This window comes from Bradyrhizobium sp. HKCCYLRH1034 (genome assembly GCF_051168375.1).
Lineage (GTDB): Bacteria > Pseudomonadota > Alphaproteobacteria > Rhizobiales > Xanthobacteraceae > Bradyrhizobium.
The window spans coordinates 298,319-313,243 of the sequence record NZ_JBNPUW010000008.1; the positions used below are offsets into that span (position 1 = coordinate 298,319).

Below are 14,925 nucleotides of genomic sequence, written 5' to 3' on the forward strand. Positions count from 1 at the left end.
CTGGTCGAAATCCGACGTGATCTGGAACGCTGGTAATCTCCTCCGGTTCCGGAGCCGGGAACAAAAAGGGGTCGTGCGACTTCGAGAGACATACACCGCCGGGGGAGCGCTGCCATGGCCACGACCATTGCATCTGAACCGAACAAGCCGAAACGGTCGCTCTGGAGCGTATTCCGGCTGTTGGGTCCAGGTCTCGTGACCGGTGCCGCCGACGACGATCCGTCGGGAATAGCGACGTACTCCCAGGCCGGCGCGCAGTTCGGCTACGGGCTGTTGTGGACGGTCTTTCTGACAGCGCCTTTCATGATCGCGATCCAGCTGGTGAGCGCGCGCATTGGCCGTGTCACCGGCAAAGGGCTGGCGGCCAACATCACCGCGCTTGCGCCACGCGGCATCGTCTTCGGCCTCGTCGCGCTCCTGGTCGGCGCCAACACCTTCAACATCGCAGCCGACATTGCGGCGATGGCGGAGTCGCTGTCGCTGGTGATCGGCGGTCTCAATCATGAGCACGCGCTGATCTTCGCCGCCGGCTCGACGCTGCTCCAAGTATTCCTGCCCTACCGCCGCTACGCACCCTTCATCAAGGTGCTGACCCTCAGCCTGTTCGCCTACGTCGCGACCGCCTTGATGGTCAAAGTGCCCTGGAGCACGGCGCTGCTCGCGGCGGTTTGGCCCAGCTTCTCGACGGAGGCCAACTATCTGCTGACGGTGGTGGCTGTGCTCGGCACCACCATCAGCCCCTACCTGTTCTTCTGGCAGGCCTCGCAGGAGGTCGAGGAGATGAACCAGGGCAAGGTCGACCGTCCCTTGCGCGAGCTGTCGAAGAAGGACCACCCCGACCTCCGACGGATCAGGATCGACACCACGATCGGCATGATCTTCTCGAACGCGATCGCGTTCTTCATCATCGTGACGACCGCCACGGTGCTGCACGCGCATGGCATCACCAGGATCGACTCGGCGACGCAGGCGGCCGAAGCCCTACGCCCGCTCGCGGGCGACTTCACCTTCCTGTTGTTCGCGCTCGGCATCATCGGGACCGGCATGCTGGCGATCCCGGTGCTGGCGGGCTCGGCGGCATACGCCGTCGCCGAGATCTTCGGCTGGCACGCGACCCTGGAGGCCAAGCCGGACGAGGCGGTCGGCTTCTACAGCATCATCGCTGCCGCCACGATCATCGGCTTCGGGCTCGGCTTCACCGGCATCGACCCGATCCATATGCTGGTGTGGAGCGCCGTGCTCAACGGCATCGCCGCTGTGCCGATCATGGCGATGATGATGGTGATCGTGTCCAATCCCAGGCTGATGGGCCGCTTCCGCGGACGGACCTGGCTGATCGCCCTGGGGTGGATGGGGACAGGTATCATGGCCATCGCCGTGCTGGCGCTGCTTTGGTCATTCGTCACGGGCCGCGCCTAGCGGCCATCGCATTTTCCTTTGCGTGGGCTGCAACGCAGTTGCACAACGTCATTGGTGCAATGCGGAACGTAAACTGTGTTAACAGTCCCGTTCCCGCCATCCCGCCGCGATTGATGCCGATCAACGCCGGGCGCGCTCCGGTATGGCGGTGCTCGAACAAAGGACCTCGGAGACTGCCTTGACCCAGCCGCAACGCATGAGCGCATCGACGCTACCCCCCTATTCTCCGCGCGGACTCGCGCTGCTGCGCGATCCGCTGCTCAACAAGGGCACCGGCTTTACCGAGCAGGAGCGCGATGCGCTCGGCCTGCGCGGCTTCCTGCCCGCCGGGGTCATGTCGATGCAGGCCCAGGCCGAGCGGATCCTGGTCAATCTTCGCAGCCTGTCCAGCGACCTCGAGAAGTACGTGGCACTGAACGCACTGCATGACCGCAACGAAGCGCTGTTCTTCCGGGTGGTCTGCGACAACATCGACGAGATCCAGCCGCTGATCTACACGCCGACCGTCGGCCTCGCCTGCCAGAAATTCGGCCTGATCTTCCAGCGTCCGCGCGGCCTGTTCATCTCGGCCAATGACCGCGGCCGGATCGCGGAGATCCTCGCCAACTGGCCGTATCGCGCCAAGCTGATCGTCGTCACCGACGGTGAGCGCATTCTCGGGCTCGGCGATCTCGGCGCCAACGGCATGGGCATTCCGGTCGGCAAGCTGTCGCTGTACTCGGCCTGCGCCGGCATCCATCCGGAAGAGTGCCTGCCCGTCATGCTCGATGTCGGCACCAACAACGAAGAGCTTCTGGCCGACCCCTACTACATTGGGCTGCGCCAGAAGCGCCTTACGGGCGAAGCCTACGACACGTTCGTCGACGAGTTCATGACCGCGGCCCGCGCCGCCTTCCCGGGCGTGCTGATTCAGTTCGAGGACTTCGCCAATCACGCCGCATTCAAGCTGTTGCACAAATATCGCGACGACGCCTGCGTCTTCAACGACGACATCCAGGGCACGGCGGCGGTGGCGCTTGCCGGCTTGTTTTCGGCGCTGCGCATCACCGGCGGCAAGCTCCGCGACCAGACGGTGCTGTTCCTCGGGGCCGGCGAGGCGGCCACCGGCATCGCGGATCTCGTCGTCTCCGCCATGATGGCCGAGGGCCTGTCCGAAGCAGAGGCGCTGCGGCGCAACTGGCTGACGGACTCGCGCGGCCTCGTCATCAAGGGGCGAGAGAACCTGCACGGCCACAAGCTGCGCTATGCGCACGACCAGGCGCCGATCGCAGACTTCCTGACCGCGATCAGGACGCTGAAGCCGACCGCGATCATCGGCGTGGCGGCCGTCGGCGGCGCCTTCACGCCGGAAGTGCTGCAGGCCATGGCCGAGCTGAACGAGCGACCCATCATCTTCGCGCTCTCCAACCCGACCTCGAAGGCGGAATGCTCCGCGGAGTCGGCCTATCGCTATACCCAGGGCCGCGCGCTGTTCGCCTGCGGCAGCCCCTACGATCCGGTCAAGCTCGACGGCAAGACCTTCGTGCCGCGCCAGGGCAACAACTCCTACATCTTTCCCGGCGTCGGCCTGGGTGCCATCGCCAGCGGCGCGCGGCTGGTGACCGACGAGATGTTCATGGCCGCCGCGCATACCCTGGCGAACTGCGTCACCGGCGCCGATCTCGAGCAGGGCAGCCTTTACCCGGCGCTGCCGCGCATCCGCGAGGTGTCTGCCTATATCGGCGCCGCGGTGGCCGGCGTTGCCTATCAGAACGGGCTCGCCACAGGGCCTGCGCCGAACGATCTGCTCGGCTTCGTCGAGTCGAAGATGTACGACGCCCGCTACTGAGCCCGAGATCGCGGATGCCTCGGGCTCACCGAGGTCGAGTGAGGAGGCATCCGCTCTATTGATCCGGAACGATCGCATTGCTCGGCGTCGGCCGGTCCGTGATCTGCTGACCGAACAGGCTGGCGACCAGTTCGACGGCGACGCGCGCGGTCTTGCCGCGCTCGTCGAGGAACGGGTTGAGCTCGACGATGTCGACCGAACGGACCAGGCCGGAATCGTGCAGCATCTCCATGATGAGATGCGCCTCGCGATAGGTCGCGCCGCCCGGTACGGTCGTGCCGACGCCGGGGGCGACCTCGGGATCGAGGAAGTCGACATCGAAGCTCACATGCAGGACGCCGTTCCGCGCACGAACCTTGTCGAGGATCCGGCGCATCAGCACGCCGACGCCGAATTCGTCGATGGCGCGCATGTCGGCGATGCTGATACGCCGGAGACGCAGCAGTTCCTTTTCCGCTCTGTCGATCGAGCGGATGCCGAACAGCTCCAACTGATCTGGGGTGATGGACGTGCGTGCCTCGTCGCCGAGCAGACCATCGAGACCCGGCTCGCCGCACAAGAACGCGGCGGACATGCCGTGCATGTTCGCCGTGATGGTGGTTTCAGGCGTGTTGTAGTCGGCATGTGCGTCGAGCCAGAGCACGAACAGCTCCCGCCCGATCTCGCGGCAATGGCGCGCGATCCCGTTCACAGACCCCATCGACAGCGAATGGTCGCCGCCGAGGAACACCGGGATGGCGCCGGTCTGCGCCAGCTCTTGACTGCGACGCGCCAGCACCCGCGACCAGCGCTGGATCTGGCGATAGTGCTTGGCCTTCATCGGCGGCTCGTCAACCTGCTCCGTGATGTCGGCGATGCCGACGTCGCCGTAGTCGGTGACGTCGAGCCCGAGGCTTTCCAGCACGGTGACGAGACCTGCGGTGCGCAGCGCAGCAGGCCCCATCAGCGTACCGCGGACCGACGCGCCGAGATCGATCGGCGCACCAAGGACGGCGATGCGATGTGGCGCTGTAAGGTCTGGAGAAGCCAAGACGGAATCCTTTCATCGACGGCCGGTCGCCCAGCGTAGCGCGATTTTGCACCGCATGCTTCGCCAGCGACGTCTCGGTCCATGGGAACCAATCGCATCAGCCGGCATTTTCAGGAGCATTACATTCGCCCTCGGCCGAATCGCGTCGGCACGGGGGTGCCAATCCGACGAGCCGCGGCAAGAAGGCAACGACAGTGAACAGCGAAACGTTCGAAACACCTCCACAGCCGGGCGTTGCCGAACGCGCGCTCGACACCGCGACGGACATGTCACACACACTCGGCGAGGTGGTGGGCACGCTGGGAGCGGCCGTCGACCGACTGAGCGAAGCGGCAAGGGCCGCGCGGCGGCCGGGGACCGCCCTGTCGACCATCAGCGCGATCACCCGCGAGGCGCCGCTCGCGAGCCTGTTCGTCGCCTTCCTGCTCGGGGTCACCGTCGCACGCCGGCGTTGAGGAGCGGTGGTCAGAACAGCCGCGGCCCGCGCCGGTCGAGCTGTGATTCCCATGTCAGCAGCGTGGCCGCGATGGTCATGATCGCGATCCCGGCGACACTGATCAGCAGCTGCATCGCCAACCCGCTCGCCACGTCGGTCAGAATGACCTGGCCGAGGAAGGCCAGCAGCACACCCTGGCAATAGATCGGGAGCGAGTTCTCGCCGCACCTGATCATGGCCGTCATCAGCGGACGAATCGGCCCCTTCCAGTCCCGCGGCGCCAGCCGCGACACCACGAAGGCAAGCGCCAGGAAGTGCAAGAGCCGCACCGGCGCCAGGTGGCTCTTGTAGATCGGATAGATCAGGCCGTTGATGGCCGACGGGATCAGGTTCTCGAGACTCTTGAACTCCCAGCTGAGCGCCATCAACAGGCTGAACGCGAGATAGGTGATCGCCACGATCAACAGCGCTCGCGAGTCGAGGAGCGGACGCAGGCGCGTGGTGCCGGCACAGCCGTACCAGGCGCCGATCACGAACAGGAACTGCCAGGCGAACGGATTGAAATACAGTTCGCCGCTCGGCCACGCCGGCACCTGCCAGCTGAACAGCTGAACCATCATGTAGAGCAGGAATGAAAGCACCAGCGTCAACGTCGCGCTGGTGATCATCAGCCACAGGATGACGGGAAAGCAGATGTGCAGGATGGCGAACGTCAGCAGGATGTCGGTGTTGACGGGCGCGAATTGCAGCAGCGCCACATGCACCAGCGTGGGCCCGGGCTCGCGAAAGAAGAAGCCGGTGTTGGTCTCGTCGACGAAGCGCGTGCCGCCGCCGATCACCCAGACCAGCGCCGCATAGGCGAGCAGCAGCACCAGGAACGCCGCATAGATCTCCCAGGCGCGCCGCAGCGCCCGCACCACCGTGGTCGCCCAGCCCTGCTTCGGCAGCGCTCCGCCATAGGCGAGCATGCAGGTGTAGCCGGAGACGAAGACGAACACCTCGGAGGTGTCGCTGAAGCCGTAGTTGCGCAGCGTCAGCCACGCCAGCGAATTGTCCGGAACATGATCGATGAAGATGAACCAAAGGGCGAGCCCCCGGAACGCGTCGACCCGGAGGTCACGACCTCGGTTGCCGTTGCCGGCTGCCACGCTATCTGTCTTCGCCAGCTCTTGATCATCGGCAAGCAAGATGGACCTCGTCTCGGGATGGCGGACTAACATCGACTCCGGCATGTCGTGCCTTGATATCTCCTGCCGGCCATCGATCGGAACTCGAATCCGCCACACGCGTCGTCCGCCCTTCTGGCAGATTTCGGGCCCTTGAACGCAGCCCCCGTCTGCGTCTTCAGGCTGCCCCGCGATTTCCGCCGATTGTGCACGGCCGATATCCGCACCGGAAAAGTGTGCACGGAAGCCGGGCACCTGCGGAACATTGTCGGCATGGTGGTGTTAACCCTCTAACCACCGCGGAGCTGGCAATTGTTCCAGTCCCGTATTTGCCCGGATTGATTGTAGATTGGTTAGACATTGACTTTGAGTGGAAGTGTTGACAGGGGGGGTTCCGTGATCCACCGAGGTGTTCAATATACCGTCGTGGCGACTGCTGAACCGGACATTTGGGAATGGCGGTACGAGTTTGGCGATCAGATCAAGACCGGACGCACCCAGACCAGACTCGCTGCGCTCGCAGCGCGGCGCGTGAAGTCGAAGATCGATGCGGCCCTCCGTGCGGCCCAGACGGGTTCCGTGTCCACGGTAAACGTTGCCGAACGGATCGGCAGGGCGAAGGCCGCATCGCATAGCCTGACCTGACATTCTGTCCTCCGGCAGTCCGGCACGCGCCGGTCGCCTCATCGTCTGTTGAGACAGATCAAGGCATCGATGCCGGCATTTGTCATGTTCAGATGATGGAAACTCTCGTTTTTCGCTGCTCCCAGACGGGATCGAACGTTCAGATCGACTTGGCCGCACCGGTTCTTGCCGACCAGTTCGATGCCTATGAGGCGGCCGCATGCCCAGCATGTGGCGGTACGCATCTCGTCAACAGGCTGAGCGGAAAGATGCTGAGCGACAGGGAGGGCTCGACATGTCCTACGTTGCGGAAGAGTTGACGATCACCGCCTCGACCGACGTGTCTCGCCCGGCCGATATGTCTTGGCTGCGCCGCGCGACCGCGCTCCTGAAGGCAATCGTCAGCCGGATCGACCTGTCCCACTTTCCCAAATCATGCTGTAATTGACGTCGAGATTCATCGACGTGCCGCGCGTGCCTGCGAGACGGAGCCGCCAAGACGCTCCTCTCCGGGGGCGAAACATTCCTTCGTGAGCCACCCGCCGTCACTCCGGCGAGGTATGCCACCACTCGACAGACAAAGATCAGGAGTTCCTTGATGCACGCCTCGGTGATGAGAGTTATGGCGATCGCGATCGCAGCTGCGGCGTCGACACCGGCCTGGGCCGCCGATCCGGATCACGGCGGAGATCTGGCCCGTCGCTGGTGCGCCTCGTGCCACCTCATCGAGGGGACGCAGAAGCAGGCCAGCGCGGACGTTCCCTCCTTCGCCCAGATTGCTCAGAGAACGGATTTCACGCCGGAGAAGGTCGCGTTTTTCCTGCTCGACCCGCATCCGAAGATGCCAAGCTTCCCGCTCAACCGGCTGGAGGCAGCCGACATCGCCGCCTATATCGGCAGCCTGCGAAGATAGGGCTGGGCTCTTTTTCGCCCGTCTCGTCCGCTCGCATCCATTCGGCGGCAGCGCTGCCGCCGAGCTCCGTCCATGCAGACCGTCGCTCCTGCGACGGCGAGGCTCGCGCTTCAGCTCTTGGGCTCGGTCGCCTTGCTCGCGGCGGACATGATGCTCGCCGTGATCGTCTTCATGTGTTCACCGGCGTTGGTGAACTGGCTGCGCAGGAACTCGGACTGGATCCGCATCGCCTCCTCGAGCTCGGTGGCGTGAACCAGCTTTCGAGCGTGCTCGAAGGCCGTCTTGATGTTCTGCTCGGTAAGAGTGAGCGCCTGCTTGGACATGTCGGCGGCAGGCCCGGGAACTGTGCCGATCGACTTGCCGGCTGCGTCGAAGAACATCTCGAATGCTTTTTCAGCCTGCGAGATGGTCTTTTCGGCCAGGTCCCGCAGTTCAGCGGGCACTTCCAGTTTGGTTTGGGTCATCGTTGCTTCCTCCACGACAGATCCAACTACCACATCCGACTCCCTGCGTCGCCGTACAAATGGATGCGGAGGAAAGCCGCCAGCGGCTGTCAGAATGCGGCTATACGTTGACGCGCAATCTGCAAAGCGTATTCGATCGAAGCGAGGTGACGATCATAGATCCGTCGCGCGCGCTCGTCCGCAACAGGCCCGAGAGCTCTCGCGCATGCTGCAGGGCAAGATCGAGGAGGAGGACAGTTTTTCTCGCATCCTCCCTGACGCTGAATGCACCGACTCGCACGGTGTCCATGAGGCCAGCACCGGCCACCACAACCACCGCCTTCTGCTCAGCGCTCGCAAAGGCGGCCTCAGGAGAGAGTGTCCTCGTGCGAAAGGGAACGATGTTGGTCATTGGCCTTTCCCCTCGGCGGAGGCGGATCTGCATCAAATTTTCAGCATTATACACATGGCCTTTTACGGAAGGCTTTGAGCGCTCGCATAAGGCATGGCCGCACCGGCCTCAAAGCGAGCGGCGGGATTGACCCGAAAGCAAAGGAAAGGGCGCCGAGTCCGGCGAGTCTTGTCAGCCCCGGTTGCGGCAAGCGCCGCTCAGCCCGAGAAGCGGCGCCGATACTCCGACGGCGACACACCGAGATGCCGCAGGAACGCCCGCCGCATGCGCTCGTCGTCGCCAAAGCCCGCCCGTTTGGCGATTTCGACCACGTTTTCGATCTGGCGGCTTTCGAGTAGGAGGCGCGCCGTCTCGACCCTGAGCGCCTCGACTCCCTGTGCCGGGGTCATGCCGGTGCGGCTGACATAGGTGCGCGCAAAGGTGCGCGGCGTCATGCCGGCTCGCGCGGCCAGCGCCTCGACCCGCAAGTCGCTGGCGATGTTCTCGATGATCCAGGCATGCAGCGCACTGAACCGACCCTCGACGTCGGACGCCTGCGCCGCCAGGACGGTCGAAAACTGACTCTGGCCGCCAGGACGTTTCAGAAAGACGACGAGCCGGCGCGCCACGTCGAGCGCGATCGTATGGCCGAAATCCTCCTCGATCATCGCCAGCGCGAGATCGATGCCGGCGCTCACGCCTGCGGATGACCAGACCCGGCCATCCTGCACAAAGATCGCGTCGGGCTCGACCTTCACGTTCGGAAAACTGTCCTGCAGACGGGGGCAGTAGCGCCAATGTGTCGCGGCCCGCCTGCCCTCCAGCGCGCCGACCCAGGCCAGCGCAAAGGCGCCCAGGCAGACGGATGCGATGCGCCGGGCACCGGGGAGCACCTGGCCGATCCACTGCATCACCATCTCGTCCTGCCGCAGCTTCCAGATGCCGGGCCCCCCCGGGATCAGCAGCGTATCGACCTCCTCAGGCTTCAGGGACGAGAGTGGCGCAGTGTCGATCATCAGGCCGACATCGGTCGGCACCAGTCCGCCCTCCTTGGACACGTAGCTCAGCGCATAGCCCGGCCCTGGCAGCTCGATCTCGCTGAGTTCGGCGAACACCTGCGCCGGGCCGGAAACGTCGAGCAACGTCACTCCGGGAAAGGCAAAGATGGCGAGCCGCCTTTCGGCACTATCTCGACGCACCGCAGCACGCCGGGGAGAGTTGGCAGAATTCGAGGGCATATTGTCCTTTAAGCCATCGGAGGACCGCCTGTATAGCTCGACCTTGCAGTGGTGGAGTTCACGCGATGTCGCGCAATTTGGACGGTCGATACAGGACCATCGCCTCGCCCTGGGACGACTACACCGTCTACAGCTTTTCCGACGCGTCGGAGATCGAGCTGCCTGATCGGCAGCCGATCATGGATGCAATGAATTCGATCATTGCAATTAACTGGAAAGCAATCGAACCGCATTGGACCGCGGCCTCGTCGCCATTCACCGGCAAATACGGCCTCGTTCTGGTCTACGATCACGTCGGACTGGTCGCGTTCTCGGTCTATCGCGTGATGACCATCGCGCAGCGGCCGGCCATTTATCGCAGTGGGACCGAAGTATTACCCGCACATCAGGGTCGTGGCCTGTATGGGTTCTTTACGTCGCAGATCCTCAAGCATCCCGGCTCGGCCACACCCGGCGAAGAAATTCTTTACGGATGGCGTACGCGCAACCCGATCGTGTGGGCTGCCAACGCCAAGATCTGCGAGAGAGTCGCGCCGTCGCTGCTCGATGAGACGGCGGATGCCGAGTTGCAGGCCGCCTGCGTCGAGATGTGCGCGACGATCTATCCGGGCAAACCGCTCGAGGTGCCCCGCATGATCATGCGCGGCGCCTACGGACACATCCAGCACATCAGGCAGGACTATCACGGCAGGGCCTCGCTGGTTGAGACCGCGATGTCGCGGATCATCCCGGATTCCGCCGACGCCCTGTTCTCCGTCGGCTATGCGAGGGTGTGATGGCGGCGCTCGGACAACAAGCGGTCGCATCCTCTCCGCTCCGGTTCCTCGATCGCGCCTATGTTGCGTGGGGTACGGTCGCGCTCGCCTACGCCGTCGCCTTCCTGCAGCGGATGTCGCCGCAGACCGTGGGCCTCGACTTCATGCGCGACTTCGGCACCGACGCCTCCGGCGTCGCGATGCTCGCCTCCAGCTACTTCTGGGGCTACACCTTGATGCAGATCCCCGCGGGCGTTCTGGTCGACCGCTACGGTGTGAAGCGCGTCGTGCTGTGCAGCATGACGGCGTCGGTGCTCGGCAGTGCCGCCTTCGCCCTGTCGCCCACCCTGCTCGACGTCTTCGTCGCGCGCGTGGTCGTGGCCTGCGGCGACGCGCTGGTGTTCACGGCGCTGCTGAAGCTCGTCGCGCAGAGCTTTTCCGACCAGCGTTTCGGCTTGATGTCCGGCATCTCCCAGGTGTCGGGCTATGTCGGCGGCGTCCTCGCCACGACCCCGCTCGCCGCTGCGGTCAGCGGCTTCGGCTGGCGCGCCTGCTTTCTCTTCATCGCCTGCGTCGGCGTCGCGAACTTTGCCTGCGCGTTCGCGACCTTGAAATCGGCACCGGCGAACTACACCAGCCGGACGCTGAAGAGCGTCCTGGTCACAAGCTGGCATGCGCTCGGATCGGCCGCGACCTGGGGCTGCGCCATGAGCTTCGCTGCCCATTTCGCGGTCGTGACCACGCTCGCCGGGGTATGGGGCATCCCGATGGTCGCGCATTATTTCAGCATCTCGCCTTCGGCGGCCGGCGGTCCCCTGCTCGCTTTCATGGTCGGCAACGCCATCGGATCGGTCTTTCTCGGCCATGCCGCGGACCGGATGCAGTCGCTCAATGCAGCTCTGATCTCCATCACCTTGCTGCGCATGCTGCTCGTCGTGATGCTGTTGCCGGCACTGGCGCACAGCTTCGGCTTCTTCTATGTCGGCGCGGTGTTCGCCGTGCTCGGTCTGGTGGCCGGGGGCACCGTGCCGCTGATCCTGAAAAGCACCAAGCATCTCTACACGGCGGAGCGCATCGGCGTCGGCGCATCGATCAATACGACGGCCGCCGGCATTTTTGCCGGACTGGCTCAGCCGGTGATCGCCTTTGCCATGGTGAGTGCGAGCGGCCTCAACCCCGACATCGGATCAAGCCTGCGCAGTGCCGCCAGCGATTCCGGCTACGCAGCCCTGATCGAAATTCTCGTTCTGATGTCGCTTCCTGGACTCCTTGGGCCGCTGATGATGAGGCGCAAATTGATACTTCGTACTTAAGCATAAGAACAGAGAGGGTCAGTATGTCGCGTTTGTATTTGAGAAGGGACGAAGCCCGATCCGGCCATCAGGCCGGCACCTGGCAAAGTGTCCTGTTTTCGGAATTCGAGGCTCAGATGAGCAGCGAAGCAAGACCCTTTCCGTGCGTATTCGGCGTCGCGGGCTATCGTCACGATCAGCTTCGTTATCTGTTTCTCGACCCCATCGACATCGACGTGCTCGGCCAGCAGCTCGCCTTGTTCGTCTCGGAGAGCCGCTCGCACGGACCCAACACCTCGCTGGTGCTGTTCACGCGCCCGCGCCCGGTCCAGACCATCAACTCTTACTACAAGAAGTTCTGGCACATCCTCGATCAGCTGGCGCGCGTCGACAGCCAGCCGTGGCCCGCCGAAATTCCCGAGACCGTCGATCATCCGATGTGGGAGTTTTCGTTTGCCGGTGAGCCGATCTTCGTCGTCTGCAGCACGCCCGCGCATGTGATGCGGCAAAGCCGCCGCTCGAGCGCATTCATGCTGACCTTCCAGCCGCGCTGGGTGTTCGAACGGATGCTCGGCACGGAGGAGGCGGCCGCCAAGGCCTTCGGCGAGGTGCGCAAACGGCTGGTCCCGTTCGACACGACGGCGCCTTCGCCCCAGCTCGGACGCTACGGCAATCCGGAGGGCCGGGAGTTCAAACAGTACTTCCTCTACGACGACAACCAGCCGCCGCCGGCCTGTCCCTTCCACAAGCTGGCGCAGACCAAGCCATCGTCCATTGCAGACAAGGAGCAGGCCGCATGACCCAGATCATCGCTGGAACGAAGACCAGCTTCGCGATCGATCCCGACATCCTGGCGCTGTTGCCGACGCAGGGCTGCATCGAGCTGCAGCACGATGCGGCCGGCAAGGTTCACGCCTTCCATACCCACCCCGTCGACGAAATCCTCGTCGTGATCCAGGGACGACTCACGTTTCGTTGGGAAGGCGGCGAGCGCATCTGCACGGCCGGCGACAAGATTCTGCTGCCGGCCGGGACGCTGCACGAATCGGAAGCGCTGGATGATGCAATCTATGCGATTGCGACGCGACCTCCCGCAACCATTGCGGGTAGTCGGGAGGGATGAGCTCAGGACAGAGGGCGATCGGTCTCCGAAAGGGACTCCGCGGTCAACCGCTCGACCATCTCGATCACCTCGATGCGCTGGCCCGGAGCCAGCTTCAGGAATGCCTTCAGCAGACGAAGGCTTTCCAAGGCTTCGCTCGATGGGGCTCCGAGCTTCGTGTGCAGCTCCGCGATGAATGTTGAATTCTTCATCTCGCACCTTTGGCAGGAAACAGTAATGCCAGTCCTTAGCAAACGTGAAGGCCTTGCACGCAAGGTAGATACTGCAGCAATCGAGGCTGAAAGTCTCGGTCTGACGACTGCGACCCTGATCCTCAGGATGGCCCGCCTGGAAATCGACCGTGCGGAACCCGACGAGGTTGAAAGTATGCCAGCGAACAACTCTTGCAGCAAGCCGAACTGACCGGTTGGTTGATTTCGGCGTCGCAATTTGAGCCTTCTGGCAGTTTCTGGCTGACGATACCAGTGGAAACGGTCGTTTACCGAACGAGGCGGGGGGATTACGGCAGCGGTAAGCTTGTCCTCCACATTAGAGGTCTTCTATAGTTTGCTTGGGGGGAAGAATGGGTTGCGGATCTCGCTCGGGATCCGTGCCCACTCCCGCGACACAGCGGCTGCAGGAAGACCATGCGCACTTATTATTTCGATATGAAGGATGGCATTCCGACCAGAGACCGGACCGGCCTGGAATTTGCGACGAGTGCAGGGGCGATCGAGCACAGCCGGGATTTGGCCCGGCGCCTCCGGCACGACCCGCGCATCACCGACCGCAGGCTGTCCATCGTCGTCGTCGACGAATCTGGCGCGGAGGTTCACCGCGAGCCGGTTTATCCGGCTGCAGTGAAAGCCAGCCTGTCCTGATTTCTTCATAGGCGTGCCGGCAGTGACTGCGCGCTGACTGCTTTTTCTACTTTTCGTAGAGGAAACGAAAAGCCGAACAACTCTTGAGTGTGCATATCGGGCACGCGATCGGGCCGCTTCCGCAGCAAGAGCACCTTGAGGGCTAGACGCCCCGCCGGTCCACTCCACCGGCTCTCCCCTTCCCTCGGCCGCCAACGAACGCCGCCGCTGCGCCACCGAGGGCCTATTGCTGCTTCTCCCAGAACGAGAGCAGGCCCTGGGAGGCCGAGCCGCCGATCACGCAAGGGATGCCGACGGCGACCTGCCCCAGCGCGGCGGCCGAGACACAACCGAGCGCAAGGGCGCCGACGCCGAGCTGTCCCCAGAAATCCATGTTGCGCCGGGCGTCAGAGCCCCTGGTCTTCAGCTCCTCGACGGCGGCGACGGCATCCTTGCGGACGGCGCCGAGCTGCACCGTATCGGCGGCCTCAACCACCTCCCTGAGCGGCTCCTTGACCGGTCCCGACTGCCGCGCCAGCTCCTCCCGGAGATAGTCGCGCAGGCTGGCATCGCGCACCGAATAGCTGGCAAGCGTATAGCGCGCCATGCTGCCGATCGTCAGCTTGTCGACCGTGTCGCGGCTCTTCGACCACGGCAGCATCTGCACGATGCGCTGGATCGGTACGCGCGAGCCGGTTGCGAAGTAATAACCCCAGAGGATGTCGAGCAGATCCTGGTGGGTCGCGTAGCTGAGCCGCGTGTCGAGCTTGCGCTCCTCCTTCTTGAACGGATTCTGCGTCAATGCGCCACGCAGCTTGTCCATCACGCCAGGCTTCGTTTCCTCCAAGGGGATGTCCATCAAGGTCGGCTGTGCGCCGCTCAGATAGCCGTCGATCATCACGCGGCGGCCCGGCATCTTCGGCGCGACCCTGCGCATGAGATTGCGCCAATCCGGCAGACCCGAATAAGCGATGGCACGCACGACCACCCACTCCTCCTCGGGAGGCACGGGAAAGAAGCTGTTGACGAGTTGTTCGGCCTTGGCGGGATTGGAGCCGATCGCCCCCGCGATGAAGCCGAGATAGATGCCCGCGTTCTCCGGCTCCTTGAACGTCTGCGAATGAAACAGCACCCGGACCGCCGCCGGCACATGGGCGTAGTCGGGTTTGGTGCGATAGTTGTAGATCCAATTCTGGACGACACCGAGCGACGCGCGTGGGTCGATCTCTGGGACGACCGCAGCAGCAAGGGCTGATTGAACGAAAGTGCAAGCGATGAGGGCCAAGGCGATCGCGCGCATGGTCTGCTCCCGACAAACGTTCGCCGCATCAGCATCTGCTGGCGCGTACGGATGAGGACGATGCTGCACGTCGTTTGAATCGACTCTGCGTCGATTCTGCGGCCGCGCCCAGTTCCCTGCTGGCCACC

At 63.8% G+C, this 14,925-nt stretch carries 18 protein-coding genes; 11 read left to right on the forward strand and 7 right to left on the reverse strand.

Features of this window, described 5'->3' with window-relative positions:
* The first annotated feature begins 114 nt into the window (after window positions 1-114).
* Both ACQR0W_RS21150 and ACQR0W_RS21155 read left to right on the forward strand, forming a co-directional pair.
* Window positions 115-1,419, forward strand: coding sequence for an NRAMP family divalent metal transporter (locus ACQR0W_RS21150; RefSeq protein WP_316174106.1), 1,305 nt, complete (start codon window positions 115-117; stop codon window positions 1,417-1,419).
* A 196-nt stretch (window positions 1,420-1,615) separates the two neighbouring features.
* Window positions 1,616-3,247, forward strand: a complete 1,632-nt coding sequence (locus tag ACQR0W_RS21155) for an NAD-dependent malic enzyme (protein ID WP_315713635.1) — start codon at window positions 1,616-1,618, stop codon at window positions 3,245-3,247.
* Between the two features lie 55 nt (window positions 3,248-3,302).
* On the opposite strand, the gene rocF is transcribed toward ACQR0W_RS21155, so the two are convergent.
* The gene (rocF, locus tag ACQR0W_RS21160) at window positions 3,303-4,277 is read right to left on the reverse strand and encodes an arginase (RefSeq protein WP_315825134.1); all 975 of its coding nucleotides are present in this window, start codon (window positions 4,275-4,277) and stop codon (window positions 3,303-3,305) included.
* 194 nt (window positions 4,278-4,471) lie between these two features.
* Between rocF and ACQR0W_RS21165 the strand changes: the two genes are divergently transcribed.
* A complete protein-coding gene (locus ACQR0W_RS21165; protein ID WP_315712969.1) occupies window positions 4,472-4,732 on the forward strand; it encodes a hypothetical protein in 261 nt (86 codons plus the stop codon).
* A 10-nt stretch (window positions 4,733-4,742) separates the two neighbouring features.
* Here the strand turns inward: ACQR0W_RS21165 and ACQR0W_RS21170 are convergent, their stop codons facing one another.
* Window positions 4,743-5,933, reverse strand: a complete 1,191-nt coding sequence (locus ACQR0W_RS21170; protein WP_410051240.1) for an OpgC domain-containing protein — start codon at window positions 5,931-5,933, stop codon at window positions 4,743-4,745.
* Between the two features lie 865 nt (window positions 5,934-6,798).
* Between ACQR0W_RS21170 and ACQR0W_RS21175 the strand changes: the two genes are divergently transcribed.
* Window positions 6,799-6,951 carry a hypothetical protein gene (locus ACQR0W_RS21175; protein WP_315712972.1) on the forward strand — a complete coding sequence of 51 codons (153 nt, stop codon included), beginning with the start codon at window positions 6,799-6,801 and terminating at the stop codon, window positions 6,949-6,951.
* Window positions 6,952-7,101: 150 nt separating this feature from the next.
* Window positions 7,102-7,416 carry a c-type cytochrome gene (locus ACQR0W_RS21180; protein WP_316169735.1) on the forward strand — a complete coding sequence of 105 codons (315 nt, stop codon included), beginning with the start codon at window positions 7,102-7,104 and terminating at the stop codon, window positions 7,414-7,416.
* Window positions 7,417-7,526: 110 nt separating this feature from the next.
* On the opposite strand, the gene ACQR0W_RS21185 is transcribed toward ACQR0W_RS21180, so the two are convergent.
* From ACQR0W_RS21185 to ACQR0W_RS21195, 3 genes are all read right to left on the reverse strand, one after another.
* Window positions 7,527-7,880: a phasin gene (locus tag ACQR0W_RS21185; RefSeq protein ID WP_315713636.1), complete on the reverse strand. Its 354-nt coding sequence runs from the start codon at window positions 7,878-7,880 to the stop codon at window positions 7,527-7,529.
* A 100-nt stretch (window positions 7,881-7,980) separates the two neighbouring features.
* Window positions 7,981-8,271 carry a hypothetical protein gene (locus ACQR0W_RS21190; RefSeq protein WP_315712976.1) on the reverse strand — a complete coding sequence of 97 codons (291 nt, stop codon included), beginning with the start codon at window positions 8,269-8,271 and terminating at the stop codon, window positions 7,981-7,983.
* A 197-nt stretch (window positions 8,272-8,468) separates the two neighbouring features.
* Window positions 8,469-9,488 (reverse strand): GlxA family transcriptional regulator, encoded by a 1,020-nt coding sequence (locus tag ACQR0W_RS21195; RefSeq protein WP_315753489.1) that lies wholly within the window; start codon window positions 9,486-9,488, stop codon window positions 8,469-8,471.
* A gap of 188 nt (window positions 9,489-9,676) precedes the next feature.
* On the opposite strand from ACQR0W_RS21195, the gene ACQR0W_RS21200 reads away from it, so the two are divergent.
* The 4 genes from ACQR0W_RS21200 (at window position 9,677) to ACQR0W_RS21215 (ending at window position 12,658) form a co-directional block, all read left to right on the forward strand.
* Window positions 9,677-10,264, forward strand: a complete 588-nt coding sequence (locus ACQR0W_RS21200; RefSeq protein WP_316205712.1) for a hypothetical protein — start codon at window positions 9,677-9,679, stop codon at window positions 10,262-10,264.
* Window positions 10,264-11,556, forward strand: coding sequence for an MFS transporter (locus ACQR0W_RS21205; RefSeq protein WP_316169737.1), 1,293 nt, complete (start codon window positions 10,264-10,266; stop codon window positions 11,554-11,556). Before ACQR0W_RS21200 ends, ACQR0W_RS21205 begins: the two co-directional genes overlap by 1 nt.
* A 116-nt stretch (window positions 11,557-11,672) precedes the next feature.
* Window positions 11,673-12,335, forward strand: a complete 663-nt coding sequence (locus tag ACQR0W_RS21210) for a YqcI/YcgG family protein (RefSeq protein WP_409977957.1) — start codon at window positions 11,673-11,675, stop codon at window positions 12,333-12,335.
* Window positions 12,332-12,658, forward strand: a complete 327-nt coding sequence (locus ACQR0W_RS21215) for a cupin domain-containing protein (RefSeq protein ID WP_315753483.1) — start codon at window positions 12,332-12,334, stop codon at window positions 12,656-12,658. Before ACQR0W_RS21210 ends, ACQR0W_RS21215 begins: the two co-directional genes overlap by 4 nt.
* 2 nt (window positions 12,659-12,660) lie before the next feature.
* On the opposite strand, the gene ACQR0W_RS21220 is transcribed toward ACQR0W_RS21215, so the two are convergent.
* On the reverse strand, window positions 12,661-12,849 hold the full coding sequence (locus tag ACQR0W_RS21220) for a hypothetical protein (RefSeq protein WP_315753481.1): 189 nt from the start codon (window positions 12,847-12,849) through the stop codon (window positions 12,661-12,663).
* Here ACQR0W_RS21220 and ACQR0W_RS21225 point away from each other — a divergent pair.
* Window positions 12,830-13,060, forward strand: coding sequence for a hypothetical protein (locus ACQR0W_RS21225; RefSeq protein WP_315712990.1), 231 nt, complete (start codon window positions 12,830-12,832; stop codon window positions 13,058-13,060). The genes ACQR0W_RS21220 and ACQR0W_RS21225 overlap by 20 nt on opposite strands.
* A 224-nt stretch (window positions 13,061-13,284) precedes the next feature.
* Window positions 13,285-13,518 carry a DUF6894 family protein gene (locus ACQR0W_RS21230; protein ID WP_315712992.1) on the forward strand — a complete coding sequence of 78 codons (234 nt, stop codon included), beginning with the start codon at window positions 13,285-13,287 and terminating at the stop codon, window positions 13,516-13,518.
* A 223-nt stretch (window positions 13,519-13,741) separates the two neighbouring features.
* Here the strand turns inward: ACQR0W_RS21230 and ACQR0W_RS21235 are convergent, their stop codons facing one another.
* Window positions 13,742-14,797, reverse strand: coding sequence for a hypothetical protein (locus tag ACQR0W_RS21235; protein WP_315825140.1), 1,056 nt, complete (start codon window positions 14,795-14,797; stop codon window positions 13,742-13,744).
* Between the last annotated feature and the right edge of the window lie 128 nt (window positions 14,798-14,925).

Coding starts and splice junctions, on each gene's coding strand:
- ACQR0W_RS21150 (WP_316174106.1), top strand. CDS start 115: ATGGCCACGACCATTGCATCTGAACCGAACAAGCCGAAACGGTCGCTC.
- ACQR0W_RS21155 (WP_315713635.1), top strand. CDS start 1,616: ATGAGCGCATCGACGCTACCCCCCTATTCTCCGCGCGGACTCGCGCTG.
- ACQR0W_RS21170 (WP_410051240.1), bottom strand. CDS start 5,933: ATGTTAGTCCGCCATCCCGAGACGAGGTCCATCTTGCTTGCCGATGAT.
- ACQR0W_RS21175 (WP_315712972.1), top strand. CDS start 6,799: ATGTCCTACGTTGCGGAAGAGTTGACGATCACCGCCTCGACCGACGTG.
- ACQR0W_RS21180 (WP_316169735.1), top strand. CDS start 7,102: ATGCACGCCTCGGTGATGAGAGTTATGGCGATCGCGATCGCAGCTGCG.
- ACQR0W_RS21185 (WP_315713636.1), bottom strand. CDS start 7,880: ATGACCCAAACCAAACTGGAAGTGCCCGCTGAACTGCGGGACCTGGCC.
- ACQR0W_RS21190 (WP_315712976.1), bottom strand. CDS start 8,271: ATGACCAACATCGTTCCCTTTCGCACGAGGACACTCTCTCCTGAGGCC.
- ACQR0W_RS21195 (WP_315753489.1), bottom strand. CDS start 9,488: ATGCCCTCGAATTCTGCCAACTCTCCCCGGCGTGCTGCGGTGCGTCGA.
- ACQR0W_RS21200 (WP_316205712.1), top strand. CDS start 9,677: ATGAATTCGATCATTGCAATTAACTGGAAAGCAATCGAACCGCATTGG.
- ACQR0W_RS21205 (WP_316169737.1), top strand. CDS start 10,264: ATGGCGGCGCTCGGACAACAAGCGGTCGCATCCTCTCCGCTCCGGTTC.
- ACQR0W_RS21210 (WP_409977957.1), top strand. CDS start 11,673: ATGAGCAGCGAAGCAAGACCCTTTCCGTGCGTATTCGGCGTCGCGGGC.
- ACQR0W_RS21215 (WP_315753483.1), top strand. CDS start 12,332: ATGACCCAGATCATCGCTGGAACGAAGACCAGCTTCGCGATCGATCCC.
- ACQR0W_RS21225 (WP_315712990.1), top strand. CDS start 12,830: ATGAATGTTGAATTCTTCATCTCGCACCTTTGGCAGGAAACAGTAATG.
- ACQR0W_RS21220 (WP_315753481.1), bottom strand. CDS start 12,849: ATGAAGAATTCAACATTCATCGCGGAGCTGCACACGAAGCTCGGAGCC.
- ACQR0W_RS21230 (WP_315712992.1), top strand. CDS start 13,285: ATGCGCACTTATTATTTCGATATGAAGGATGGCATTCCGACCAGAGAC.
- ACQR0W_RS21235 (WP_315825140.1), bottom strand. CDS start 14,797: ATGCGCGCGATCGCCTTGGCCCTCATCGCTTGCACTTTCGTTCAATCA.